10 protein-coding genes are annotated in these 12734 nt (G+C 62.2%); 3 read left to right on the top strand and 7 right to left on the bottom strand.

All coding sequences use genetic code 11. The features are described 5' to 3' along the window. Window positions 1-745 precede the first annotated feature (745 nt). The 6 genes from GNK13_RS04570 to GNK13_RS04545 all read right to left on the bottom strand — a co-directional run bounded on the left by GNK13_RS04570 (window position 746) and on the right by GNK13_RS04545 (window position 8487). Entirely contained in the window at window positions 746-1579 is an 834-nt protein-coding gene (locus GNK13_RS04570; RefSeq protein ID WP_235934774.1) for a glycerophosphodiester phosphodiesterase, read from the bottom strand. A gap of 120 nt (window positions 1580-1699) precedes the next feature. Continuing rightward, window positions 1700-2080 carry a hypothetical protein gene (locus GNK13_RS04565; protein WP_164101267.1) on the bottom strand — a complete coding sequence of 127 codons (381 nt, stop codon included), beginning with the start codon at window positions 2078-2080 and terminating at the stop codon, window positions 1700-1702. A gap of 38 nt (window positions 2081-2118) precedes the next feature. After that, window positions 2119-3069: an HD-GYP domain-containing protein gene (locus tag GNK13_RS04560; RefSeq protein WP_164101266.1), complete on the bottom strand. Its 951-nt coding sequence runs from the start codon at window positions 3067-3069 to the stop codon at window positions 2119-2121. Between the two features lie 435 nt (window positions 3070-3504). Next, a complete protein-coding gene (locus GNK13_RS04555) occupies window positions 3505-4551 on the bottom strand; it encodes a hypothetical protein (protein ID WP_164101265.1) in 1047 nt (348 codons plus the stop codon). A 119-nt stretch (window positions 4552-4670) separates the two neighbouring features. Beyond that, window positions 4671-7640 carry a PVC-type heme-binding CxxCH protein gene (locus GNK13_RS04550; RefSeq protein WP_164101264.1) on the bottom strand — a complete coding sequence of 990 codons (2970 nt, stop codon included), beginning with the start codon at window positions 7638-7640 and terminating at the stop codon, window positions 4671-4673. Window positions 7641-7749: 109 nt separating this feature from the next. Continuing rightward, a complete protein-coding gene (locus GNK13_RS04545; RefSeq protein ID WP_164101263.1) occupies window positions 7750-8487 on the bottom strand; it encodes a hypothetical protein in 738 nt (245 codons plus the stop codon). Between the two features lie 464 nt (window positions 8488-8951). On the opposite strand from GNK13_RS04545, the gene GNK13_RS04540 reads away from it, so the two are divergent. Then, on the top strand, window positions 8952-10097 hold the full coding sequence (locus tag GNK13_RS04540) for an HD-GYP domain-containing protein (RefSeq protein ID WP_164101262.1): 1146 nt from the start codon (window positions 8952-8954) through the stop codon (window positions 10095-10097). 27 nt (window positions 10098-10124) lie between these two features. Continuing rightward, window positions 10125-10673: a hypothetical protein gene (locus GNK13_RS04535; RefSeq protein WP_203328922.1), complete on the top strand. Its 549-nt coding sequence runs from the start codon at window positions 10125-10127 to the stop codon at window positions 10671-10673. Window positions 10674-10678: 5 nt separating this feature from the next. Here the strand turns inward: GNK13_RS04535 and GNK13_RS04530 are convergent, their stop codons facing one another. Continuing rightward, window positions 10679-10894 carry a hypothetical protein gene (locus GNK13_RS04530; RefSeq protein ID WP_164101260.1) on the bottom strand — a complete coding sequence of 72 codons (216 nt, stop codon included), beginning with the start codon at window positions 10892-10894 and terminating at the stop codon, window positions 10679-10681. A 282-nt stretch (window positions 10895-11176) separates the two neighbouring features. Here GNK13_RS04530 and GNK13_RS04525 point away from each other — a divergent pair, with 282 nt between their 5' ends. Then, a complete protein-coding gene (locus GNK13_RS04525) occupies window positions 11177-12610 on the top strand; it encodes a GntP family permease (protein WP_164101259.1) in 1434 nt (477 codons plus the stop codon). Window positions 12611-12734: the final 124 nt, after the last annotated feature.

Genomic DNA, 12734 nt, shown 5'->3' with positions numbered 1-12734 from the left:
GTGCTATCGGCGGTCCCTTTCCTTTCCGTGTTTTTTCGCGTCCTTCCGTGGCCACCATTCGTGTGATTCGTGTGATTCGTGGTTGTTTCCCCGCCCGGTGCGCACAGAAATTTCGTTAGAACTAGGGGATTTCAGATCTGAGATTTCCTGACTCTAACGGAATCTATCTACGCGAGCTGATGCCCGCGGATCGCCGCCCGATGGGGGAAACCACGAAGGACACGAAGAGCACGAGGGAAAGGTGGAGAGCTGAACCAAGGCTAACACCGATTATTGGCTTTCCGCTTCCCCTTTTATCCGCGTTCTCCGTGCTATCCGCGGTCCCATTCCGTTCCGTGTTTTTTCGTGTCCTTCCGTGGCCACCATTCGTGTGATCCGTGTGATTCGTGGTTGTTTCCCCGGCCCCGTGCGCACAGAGATTCCGTTAGAACTAGGGGATTTCCGATCTGAGATTTCCTGACTCTAACGGAATCTAACTACGTGAGCTGATGCCCGCGGATCGCCGCCCGATAGGGGAAACCACGAAGGACACGAAGAGCACGAAGGAAAGGTGGGGAGCTGAACCACGGCTAACACCGATTATTGGCTTTCCGCTTCCCCTTTTATCCGCGTTCTCCGTGCTATCGGCGGTCCCTTTCCTTTCCGTGTTTTTTCGTGTCCTTCCGTGGCCACCATTCGTGTAATTCGTGTGATTCGTGGTTGTTTCCCCCGGCCCGGTGCGCACAGAGATTCCGGGTCAGAAACCTTACGATCCGCTTTGCAGGGACTCGCGGATCAGGGCCGGACGGTTGGTCGTAATGCCATAGGCTCCCTGCGCTTGGAAGAACCGAGCATCCTCTGGATCGTCGATCGTCCAGACGTGAAATTCGCGAGCTCCCGCCTTCCGCAGCTCGGCAAAGAAGGCGGGAACGAGCACTTCGCGTCGGCCCTGCATCCCCACCCCTTCCGCTCCGTTCGCTTCGATCGTGCCGGCAATCTTTTGCGGCTGCGGACGCCAATCGGGGCCGCCGTTCTCGCGTTTGAAGCTGGTTAACCAGTGCGCCTTGATGTCGGGCAGCAATTCGCTGCAGCGGCGGATCGTGTCCTCTTTGAAGCAAATGATCGTCAGCTGGTTGCGGTCCCCCTTGAAGCCTCGCAGCTGTTCAACCAGCGGTTCGACGATCTCCGGCCCGGTCTTCAGCTCGATGAAGAACTGCTTGCCTTCGGGGATCGAGGAGAGGACTTCGGCAAAGGTGGGGATCGGTTCTCCCTCCCATTCGGGGCCTTTCCAACGGCCGACTTCCATCTCGCGGAGCGTCTTGAGCGGCGTCTTGGCGACGACTCGCTTGACCCCGCTGACGCGTTCGGTATCGGCGTCGTGGATGCAGACGATGTGCCCGTCGCTCGTCAGGTGAAAGTCACCTTCGATCCCATCGGCTCCCTGTTCCCAGGCGAGTTCGAACGCGGCCATCGTATTTTCTGGCGCATCGTGGGAGGCTCCCCGGTGAGCCACGATCGCTTGTCCCGAGGCTTCTCCGTTGAGGCCCAAGGTTGCTCCCAGGATTGTTAGCGCCGAGACGATCCACTTGCAGCTTTTCACCGACAAATCTCCAGTGCGGACGAGTTAACCGAGTTAAATCGTCCCAGATTGCGTCAGCGATGCAAGGTCTTCACGCACTCTTCACAGACCGCCTGCTGCAACCCGCCGGTTGCTCGACGACTACACCGCGCGGGACGCCGCCCAGGGCGGAAGTCGAAAACCGGGGTTCTCGAGCAGGTGAGCGGCGCTGAGAAGCGCGCCGGCTTCGAAACATTCGGGTCCGAGTCGGCGGCCGCGTGCGATGGTCGCCTCCAGCCAGCAGTTGGGCAGCAGGATATGCACCCGCTCGCCGGGATACAGCTGCTCGCGACAGATGCAACCGAATCCAGTTCGCGACAGATCATTGGTGTAGATCGCCACCGGCATCGCTGGGCGTGGAAACGCTGGCAACGGATCGGAGAAGTGCATCACGGCTTTGTGACGCGTGCGGATCCGCGGGCTGCGGCGCACGTTGAGTCCGGTGGCAGCAGAGTGTCCCTGCCTGTCGAAGAAATCATTCATCGTCGCCGGCAATTCAAACTGCCAGTCAACCGATTCTCTCAGGCTCGCGAACAATCTTCGATAATCTTTTTCCAGCACTGGAACATCTCCGGTTCGAAAGCCAGTCCACAATCGAATTCCATGATCTGCAGCGCCCGCTCATGGGTCCGCGGACCGCGGTAAGGCCGAATGCTGATCAACGCCGCAAAGGTATCGACGACTGCACACAGCCGAGCCCAGGGATGAATCTCATCACCCACGCAGCCCACCGGGTACCCGCTGCCGTCGATCTTTTCATGGTGCTGATATACCATCATCAATTGGCCGTCGAGCAGCGCATCGTGGCGGCACAATTTTCGGAAGCCGTTGAGCGGATGCTGACGGACCAGGTGGAGCTCATAATCGTCGAGCCGCCCGGGCTTGCAGAGAATTGCATCGCTGATCTCCTGCTGGCCGATATCGTGCAGCAGAGCCCCGGCGATGATCGGTCCAAGATCGGCCGAGGGTAGGCCCAGCGCCTTGGCTAGCAGGGTGGCGAAGTAGGCGACGTTGGCCGACTGAGTAAAGGTGCTGTAGTCGTGTTGCACCACTTGAAGCAGTTCAGCGGTGGTGAAGTCGCTCCCGTCCAATACCCGTAGGACCATCTGGGCAAGGGTGCCGGCGGTGTTGACAATTCGGTTCGGGTCATCCGAGGCAAAACACTCGCGAAGCGTCTCGCGGACGACTTCATCCATCGCCCCGACTCGAGCCGCGAGCGGCGTGTCTCCCGAGTCGTCGGAGACGAGCAGCCGGAGATACTCGTGGTACCGATCCTGCGCCTCGCGATGGATGTACAGGTGGCGCTTTCCTTCGACGCGCAGCTGTTCCAGGTCGCTCGCATGGAGCGCGTAGTCGGCCTGTTTGTACAGCCCGAGCTGGTTGGTTGAGAGATCGTGGAGGTACAAATCCACGCCGAGCGGCTGCCCGACGCGGAGTGCTGCCGCGCTGATCATGACGTACGGAGGAGTCACACCGCTGATCCTGCTCACACAAGATATCGGAATTCGCCAAACACTAGACGCTGCCAGAAAACCTTGAGCCGACGGCGCTAGCCGCGGGTTCTGCAGCAGGAATCCCAGGGCCGACGAGGGCCCGAGGCTAGCGCCTGCGGCTCAATAGGCCGGGCCCGAGGCTAGCGCCTGCGGCTCAATAGGCCGGGCCCGAGGCTAGCGCCTGCGGCTCAATAGGCCGAAACCGCTAAGCGTTCTGACAGAGCCTAGGCCGCAATCGGCCGGGTCGCAGCGATTTGGCCGTGGTAACTTTCCGCCAGCTGGAATCCGCCGGGCTGGTTATAACGGCGGATGGGGTTGCAGCGGTGCTAGGGGAGGTGTTCGGTGAACTCATAAAAAAACCCTCTCGCGCAGCTGCGGGAGAGGGGTGCGTGACAGAGCTTTTGCGGGGACCGCTTATGGGCGAACCGCTTCGACCCGCTGCTGGAGCCGCGAAGCCAGTTCCCCAAAACCTGCGAGCAACGTTTGGCTGTCACCGCGCCAGTTGCGCTCGACCGTCTTCCCATCGATCGTGATCTTGGTCCCTTCGGCCAACCGGGTGAGGTTGGGGCTGTCGGCCGACCAGACTTTGCCGAACGCCACCGCCCCTTCGAGGGCCGTCTTCATCTGCTTGGCGACTTCCTCGGAGTTGGCGACCAGTTTGAGGCTGTCAAAGGCCTCGCCATTGTCGACGCCGAAGTACCACACGATGTGTTCGTGCTGGCGGAGCACGGGGAAGAAACCGTCGCGCTGCTCAATCGAGGCGAGCTCAATCGCCGCGCCATAGGCAATCGCCTCCTTCGGCATTCCGGCAACCAGCTTCGAATCGGCACTCAAGCTCGGCGCTTCGCCTTGGAGCAACTGGATCGCCATCTGCGCCCGCTCGGGCGACGACGCAAACACGACCGTCTCGCCGTCGACCAAAGCGATTGTCATGGTTTTGTCTTTGCCCGCCTGCCCCTCGCGCGGCTGGTTAGCCGACTGGTTAGCCGACTGGTTAGCCGACTGGTTAGCCGACTGGTTGCGATTGCCGCGTCGCTCGAGCAGGCCTTCCCGCTCGACCATGTACAGCGTGTAGTTCTGCCAGTTCATGGTCTGAACGTTCGGCTGATTCTGCAGCTCCGAGGCGACTTTGTTCTGGTCGTAGTTGGCCTTCAGAATCATCACCCCTGTATTGGCTTGGTAGGTGTCGCTGAAGGCGGTCAGCGAGTGCAGGTCCTCGCGCGGGTCGATGCCATAGCGGTCCTGGATCCACTGGCGAACTTGGTTGGCGATGGCCGGACGATTCTGTCTCACCTGGGCAACAAGATCGGTCTGTGTGATCGCTTCGAGATCCACATGCAGCACCCACTTGGCGTCCTGTGGGAGGTGCTTGTGATCGAGCGGTGCACCGAGCACGGGCACCGCCATCCACAGCATCAGGAAAGGAGCCGCTGCGAATTGGCAAAGTCTGAGCGTTCTCATTGCAGGTTCCACCTTGGGTACGGGTTGAGAGGAGGCCCGGGGCACACACCGCCCCCGCCATTGCTACCGCGCCAACAGCGGCAAACCGCATACCGCGCCCAGCCCCTCCAGACCGTCCCTCACTCGGGCAGCGGGACCTGCTGGGACGAGCCGAGATAGGCGACGAGATCGCGGATTTGCTCGGCGGTCAGATTCTGCAGGAGGCCGTCGGGCATCAGCGACGTGGGGGTCGCTTTGGACGCTTCGATCTCGCTCCGCTCGACGGTCGTCGGTTCTGGATCCGACGTTTGAATCGTGATCGTCCGCTCGGTTTGCTGGCGAACCACACCGTTGAGGATCCGGCCGTCGCGGAGCACGAACAACGTGGTGCGGAAATCCGCTCCGACGCTGGCGCTGGGGTCGATGATGTTCTCGAGCAGATAGTCGAGATTTTTGCGGTTCGATCCCGTCAGGTCGGGACCGATGTGGTGCCCTTCGCCATAGAGCACGTGGCAGGCGGAGCATGTGCGATTGAACAGCGCTCGGCCCTGCGACAGGTCCGCGGCAGCCAGTCGTTCCGCGGAGAGTTCTTCCTTGAGCGACTCGATCTGGTGCCGCTTTTCACTCGCGGTCGCGCGGACCGCACCCCAGACTTCGCTCAATGCTTCGGTCAGCGCCGAGTCACCAAAGCCCCGAATCTGCTGGGCATGGAAGGCGGAGATTTCGCGGGCTGCGAGCTTTCCCTCGCGAACCGCCTCGAGCAACGAGCGGGCGTAGGCGGGGCGGGAGGCGAGCAGATTGACCAACTCGGCACGCGCCTCCGGGTCGTAGACACCCACCGCCCCGAGCGCCCGAGCGGGCGTCGCCGGATCGTCGTACAGGGCCAGCCCCCGCAGGGCCTCGAGCATCACCGCTCGGTCCCCGAGCAGCGACTGCAGCACGCCCGCAAAATCGCTAGGGCGGCCGGTCAGGATCGCTGCGAGGGCCTGCCGGCGGGCGGCGGGGTCGGCCGTCGCGTCGATGACCAACCCACGAAGTTCGTCGATCGCTCGGCCGTCGCCAAACACGACGCTCAATTGCTGCAAATAGGGCTGCAGTTCCGCCGGCCCGCGCGTGGTAAATCGTTCGGCCGTAGTCGTCCAGTTCTTGGGCTGCGGAGCGGTCCGCCAGCCACGAAGAGCGAGGGCCATGCCGACGAGGATCTCCTCGGGATGCACTGTCTCGGCCGAGTTGGCTGCCGCTAGCAATTGTTCGAGGCCCCGGGGATTGCGATCGATCTCCAGCGTCAGCCGGCGGGCGATGTTTTGGGTCAGCAGCGGGAGCTGCGAAGCGCTGGCCAACGCGATCGCTCGGGCTGGATCTCCTGCTACCGCCGGTTCGATCCCCAGCCACAGCAGGATCGGGAACATCCGGTCGTCGGCAAAGGCTTCCTGTTGGGCGAGCGCGGCGGCCAGGGCCCAGCGCTCCGCGATCGGCAGCCGTTGCAAACTGGAAGCCAGATGCAGAGCGACCGGTCCGCTCGAGTCCCGCTCGGCAACGGCGAGCAGAACCGCCGCCGAATCGGGGGCCGAGTCATTCGCCGAGCCACCCTCAGCGATCAGCCGCACACCCCAAGCGCGGAGGAACTCATCGGAAGAACCCAACAGGACCTGCGGATCGCAGCCGCCGGTGAGATGCAGCGCCCAGGCGGCACGCAGTTGAATCTCCGGCGAAGCAGCACTCTGCAGGATCTGTCTCAGCGACTCGCGAGCCGCTTCCAGCGAGGGAGCGTCGCCCGCGGCGGCCCGCTCGTGCAGAATCCGCCGCGCCTGGCGCGACCACCACGCGTTCGGAACCGTTTGGGCTTCGACTAGCTCCTGGTCGCTCGCTTTCGAGAGATCAAAGCCCACCGCGGGAGTCGGCTTGCCGTAGCTCAGTTTATAGATTCGGCCGCTCGTGCGATGGACGCCATCGTGGTCGTGGCATTCTCCGGTGTCGCTCCAGTCGGCGATCAACACGCCGCCGTCCGCCCCGGTGATCAGATCCATGCCCCGGAAAAAGGGGTCGGCAAACACGGCCAAGTCGGGCGCATGTTTAGCGACAAAACCGGTGCCCTGACGCTCCAGCGTATCGCAATTGATCCGCCGCCCATGCAGGTTCAGCGTGTAGGCGCGATTGCGATAAGAGTCAGGCCAATTATCGCCCTGGTAGATCATCAGCCCGACGTGGGCGTGCCCCCCGCCCGCGGCGAGCGTCGTGTCGCTGACTCCGTCGCGGACTTGATGCCAAACCTCACCGGTATCCCAGTGCACGTGATCGGCGACCTGCTCGATCAATTGGTAAGCGTGCGGGTTGATGTCGACTCCGAACATCCGCTCGGTGTGCGCCCCGGGGACGACGTGCCAGAGATGCCCAATCACGGTGTTGATGCAAAACATCTCGCCGTGCGAGTTGTAATCCGAGCCCCAGGAATTCGTCATCCCATGCATGACCGCTTCGACCGTCTGCCGCGTCGGATGGTAGCGCCAAATGCCGGTGTTGATGCGGACCCGCTGCGACGGAGCCGCGCCCGGTTTGCCGATGCTGCTGGTGGCGAGAATGCCATGCCGAGCGTAGAGCCAGCCGTCGGGGCCCCAACTTAAGCCGTTGGCCGGGGTGTGCCCGACCGCTTGTTCGTCGAGCCCGTCGAGGACCACCACAGGAGGTCCGTCGGGAACATCGTCGCCGTCCGCATCGGGAATGAAAATCAGATTGGGCAAGGCGATCGCCCACACGCCGCCGAAGCCGACTTCGATGCTAGTCAGCTTCTTGGCCTGGTCCCAGAAGACCGTGCGGTGGTCGTGGCGACCGTCGCCGTCGCGGTCCTCGAGGATTACGATCCGATCGCTCAAATCGGTCCGATAGTTCCCCAACAAGCTCCCGGCCCAGGTGTAGTTCTCGGCCACCCACAGCCGCCCTCGATGGTCGGTCGTGATTGCGATCGGGTTCTGCACGTCCGGTTCGGCAGCGAACACCGTCAGCTCGAACCCTTCGGGCAAAGTTGCAGTGCGGACGGTTTCCTCGGCCGACATCGGCTCCGCCGTCGATTGCTCGGTGTTGATCGGCTGAGGAAACTCCTCGCCGCGGGCCATGCATCCGGTATGGGGCCGACTAAACGAGGGCCAACCCGTAGCAAGCCCGAGGAGCAGAGCGATTAGAGTCGGACGAAGGCGCATAGGAACGATCCTCCCTCTCAGGCAGTCAGAAATCCGCTTCGTGTTCGGTGAGTTTGCGCAGCGACTCGAGGAGGGCTTCGGTTTCATCGGCCCCCGGCTCCTCGGCGATCGCCGTGTAGTAATCGCGGGGAATTCCCAGCACCTGCTTCATGAGCGTCGCTTTGGCGGGATCCGTATCGAGAAAGCTCTCGCTCATCTCAAAGTCGCGGTCCCATAGAATCCGATCCGCCAGCCGCTCGATCCACTCGCTCCAGACGCCGAGGTCCTCGCACTCGGCCTCCGGAAGCACCAGCGGAGAATCGCCGTCGTCAGTGTCCAGGTCGGCATCGGCTGAAGCGAGCGTTTCCCGCAGCGAGGCGAGCGTGTGTCGCCGCCAGTACGTCCGCCAATCCCGTCCAAACCCCAAGTCCGGCTTGATATCCAAAGCATCGGCCAGCGGATCGCGGGCCATGTCGACTTCGATCTCGATCTGGCTCAGCACGGTGGCGAAGATCGCGTAGGCTGCCGCTTCATTGACGGCCGTCAGCTCCAGCGTGTCGGGCGTGTCGTGCAGGAGATGCTCGGCGACCTGGCGGATCACGGTCAACTGCTGGTTGGGGGTCAACTCGTCGTACATCGTGACCCCCGAATCCCAGAGCTCATCCTCGCCCGCTCCACAGCGAAGGTTGTCGCTCAACTGATCGACCATGATCGCTAATGCGAGCCGGACCAGGTTCGCTTCCGCGCCGGTCAGCCGGCGATCGCCTTCGGGTGTGTTCCACATCGCTCCCCCCCTTCGATTCGTCCCGTGCCGCGTTGGTCGCGTCGAGTATAGTCGGCCAGCTAGCCGAGGTGGGACGCCCTGCCCTGACCGGGCCAAAACCGGTGCGGGAGGAGCGAACAGCCGGGGGGAAAGGAAAATTTCGGAAAATTCCGATTTGCCCCCCCTTCCATCGTGACCCATATTTCAGATGCGTCGCATGATTCGATGCCTTTTACTGATCTGTAATCCCGTTGCGTTCGCGGTGAAAGCGAACGCGATCTAGCGCGGCATGTTTACAGATTTACTGGGTTACCAGGTTTGATGACCAGCGGTGAGTCAGCACTGTTGGACGCGGCTGCTCGCTGGTCACGGTCTGATGCTCAAGATCCAATACTCGATATTAGGTTGAAGGCTCGGTGTTGCACCCTCTTGAACCACCCCCGCCACCGATAGACGCCGCCACCCGGCCGCCGGCAACGGCCTCAGTGCCGCACGTTCTGCAGGAAATTCGCGACGCTGGAATCTTGATCTCCGACCAAGATCCACGCGTGATTCTGATGATCAAGGCCTACCTGCAGATGGATGGGTTTCGGAGGTTTCACGCGGCGAACTCAGCCGCGGAGGTGCTTCCGATGGCGGTGGAGGTCCACCCCGATTTGATCATGCTCGATGTCCGCTTGTCAGAGCGAATTGGCGTGGAGACGCTGCAAGGAATTCGAGCTCATCCCGGGCTGGCGGCGACGCCCGTCGTCGCTCTCGTCGGGGACTATACCAGCGAGAGCAAGTTGGAGCTGCTCCGCTGCGGCGCCACCGATCTGCTGTCGAAACCTCTGCATGAGGCGGAGCTGATCGCCCGAACCCGCAATGTTCTGGCTGCCAAAATTTCGCAGGACCGCTTGAGTGAACACTTCCAGCAGCTCGAAGACGCAGTGCGCACGCGGAACTCGGAACTCCACGCCGCACGTCGCGAGCTCGTTCTCTGCCTCGCACGCGCCGCCGAGGTCCGGGATGACGATACTGGCCATCACATCCTGCGGGTCGGTCGCTACGCCCGAGTCATTGGGGAAGAGTTGGGAATGGAACCTGAGCAATTGGATTTGCTCGAATCGGCGGCACAGCTCCATGACATTGGCAAGATTGGGATTCCCGACAACGTGCTGCTCAAGCCCGGGAAGTTAACTCCCGAAGAGTACGCCATCATTCAGAAACATTGTGGGTTCGGGAAGAAAATTATCGATGGGAGCGTGGTGCGAGAATTGTATCGCGACGCGACTACCGCTCGCGCGCATGCCGAGCTGGGCGCCACCATCATGAGCGTCAGCGAATCGCCGTTTCTAAGCGTTGCCAAGCGGGTGGCGTTAACGCACCACGAGTGCTGGGATGGATCGGGATATCCCGTAGGGCTCGCCGGAGAGGATATTCCCATCGAAGGCCGCATCGTCGCCGTCGCGGATGTGTTTGATGCGCTGAGTGTGAAGCGTCCGTATAAGCCTGCCTATCCTCTGGAGAAATGTTTTGAGATTCTCCGCGAAGGCCGAGGCACGCAGTTCGATCCCACGGTCATCGATGCTTTTTTTAAACGTCGTGACGATGTGGTTCAGATCCAAATCGATTTTGCGGACGTCGACTGATTAGGTGCGAAGGTGATTCACTACGACATGAATACGGGCCGCACGCAAATGGAGTTTCGTGGCGACGCTTCGGATGACGTGCTCCGGTTGCTCAAACGCATGTATGAGCCCGGATGTCACCCCATGCCGGTCGTGGGGTACCGGGCTGAAGTCGTGCAGACCCGCGCCGGCTGCCTCTGTCTGTTGATCAAGGAGCGAACCAGTCTCCCGTTGTTGACGATCGCCGTCGCCGAGAGCAGCGAATCGGCCGACCGGCTGTGGCCCGATATGGCCCGCTACTTCGAGGCCCTCCGCTGGAGCCTGGATGCGGCGACCGAGCCGGCGACGCAGACCACGCGTCCGGCGAGAGAGCCGTGGTACGCGACCCTGGCGATGTTCCCCGATCGAGATGACCGCGTGATCCTGAAAGATTTCTGCCGCCACTACGCCTGGGGATGGGTCGAACGCCAGCAGCGACAGTCGCTCTGGAATCTCGGCAGCGAGGCGATGCCGTGGCGGCTGGAGCGGAATGGCGATGGGTTGCCCAAACCGGCGGGCATCCATCGCCGGTGGGATCGCCCCCGAGGTGAGTGCTAGCGGGCTCAGGTGAAGAAAAACCAGTAGATCAGCGAAGCAGTGCCGCCGACCACCCCGACGATCAGCCACATCATCAGGCAACCGCGAGTGAGCGCTTTGGCGGCCGGATCGGTGGGCGCTTCTCCATCCGGGCTGACCCCTTCCACGGCGGACGATTCGTGTTCCTCGTGGTGCAGGGGGGCGAGCGGCTGAGGCGGGCGGGCGAGGGGATGTTCGGCCATGGTTCGACAGGGGGCGAGGGCTCGACGGGCTTCCAAAGGAGGCCCAGGTTCCACCAAGGAGTGGCATCAGGCGAGTGTGCAAGGATCGGACCAGTTGCGTCAGCCTGCCCCGTACGTCAGCCTTTCCGTACGTCAGCCTTTCCGTACGTCAACCTGCCCTGTACTTCAGCCTTTCCTGGCTGGCTTCCCGCCGCCGGTCAGGCTGGAAAGCCTGACGGACGGGGCCGGTCAGACTGGAAAGCTGACGTACGTTGGGGGCTGGGCGCACTCGGAGTGGAACCGATGGGAATCGCTGGAATCGTTCTGTCGTTGCTGCTGTTAATCTATCTGGCGTATCGCGACGTGAGCGTCCTCGTCCTCGCGCCGCTCTGCGCCCTGCTGGCCGTGCTGCTCGACGGAAATCTCCCGCTGCTGGCCAGCTACACCCAGATCTTTATGGCCAGCGTCGGTCAGTTCGTCAAAGACTTCTTTCCGTTGTTCCTGCTGGGAGCAATGTTCGGGAAGCTAATGGAGGACTCGGGGGCCGCGGCCAAGATTGCGGACGCAGTCGTCAGCGTCCTGGGGCTCGACCGTTCGGTGCTGGCGATCGTGCTCAGTTGCAGCATCTTGACCTATGGCGGCGTTTCGTTGTTTGTGGTCGTGTTCGCCGTGTTTCCGCTTGCCCGTTCGCTCTTTCGCAGAGCCGACTTGCCCCGCCGCTTGATTCCCGCCGCGATCGCGCTCGGGGCTTTCACTTACACCATGACGTCTCTGCCAGGGACGGTGCAGATTCAGAATCAGATTCCGATGCCCTTTTTTCGTACCACGGCGTTTGCGGCACCGGGGTTGGGGATGATCGGTGGGCTGGTGATGTTTGTGCTCGGGATGCTCTGGCTGAACGTCCGCGTGGCCCAGGCTCGTGAGCGCGGCGAGGGCTTCGGGCCGCTGTTGCCCAGCGACAAGCCTGCTTCGGAGGACGAGGAGTCCCAGGATGAAGCCCTCGTGACCGGCAGCTCCGTCGGCGATTCGCAGTTGCCATCGCTGGTAACGGCGCTACTCCCGATTTTCGCAGCGATCGCCTTGAACTTTGTCTTCGCCCGGCACGTGATCCCCCACTGGGATACGAGTTATTTGGCCGACGAGCAGTTCGGTGCGACCGAGTTGGGGAGAGTTCTCGGGGCGTGGGCGACCATCCTCTCGATGCTCTCGGCCGTGCTGCTCACGATCGTCTTGCACTTTCGCTCGGCCGAGAAGCTCAAGCGTTCGCTCGCCGGCGGGGCCGCTTCCTCGCTGCTGCCGATGTTCAACACGGCTTCGGAGTATGGGTACGGCAACACGATCAAAGCCTTGGCCGGATTCACGCTGCTCAAAGAGATCGTGACGGGCATCGCCCCCGGCAATCCGCTGATCTCCGAAGCGATCGCGGTCAATTCGCTAGCGGCGATGACCGGCTCGGCTTCGGGCGGATTGAGCATCGCCCTGCAGACGCTCGGCGAGACCTATTACCAGCGAGGATTGGCCGCGGGAATCGATCCCGAACTGCTGCACCGCGTGGCTTCGATGTCCTGTGGTGGTCTCGACAGCCTGCCGCACAACGGGGCCGTGATCACGTTGCTGCTGATCTGCGGCGTCACGCATCGCCAAGGCTATCTCGACGTCGGCGTCGTCAGCGTCATCTGCCCGCTGTTCGGCACGCTGACCGTCCTCGCCCTCGGCACCGCCTTCGGCTCGTTCTGAGGAGCCTCGGAGATTTCATCAGCCGCCAAGCGCTAGCTGGACAGCGCCACTTTGGATTGGTTCGGAGCAGGACGGCTCGCGGAAAAATCGTTTAACGGCAAGCCGAAGGCGACTGCTTTTTAAA

The organism is Candidatus Laterigemmans baculatus, from assembly GCF_010367455.1.
Taxonomy (GTDB): domain Bacteria; phylum Planctomycetota; class Planctomycetia; order Pirellulales; family Pirellulaceae; genus Laterigemmans; species Laterigemmans baculatus.
This window is presented reverse-complemented; position numbering and strand designations above follow the sequence as displayed.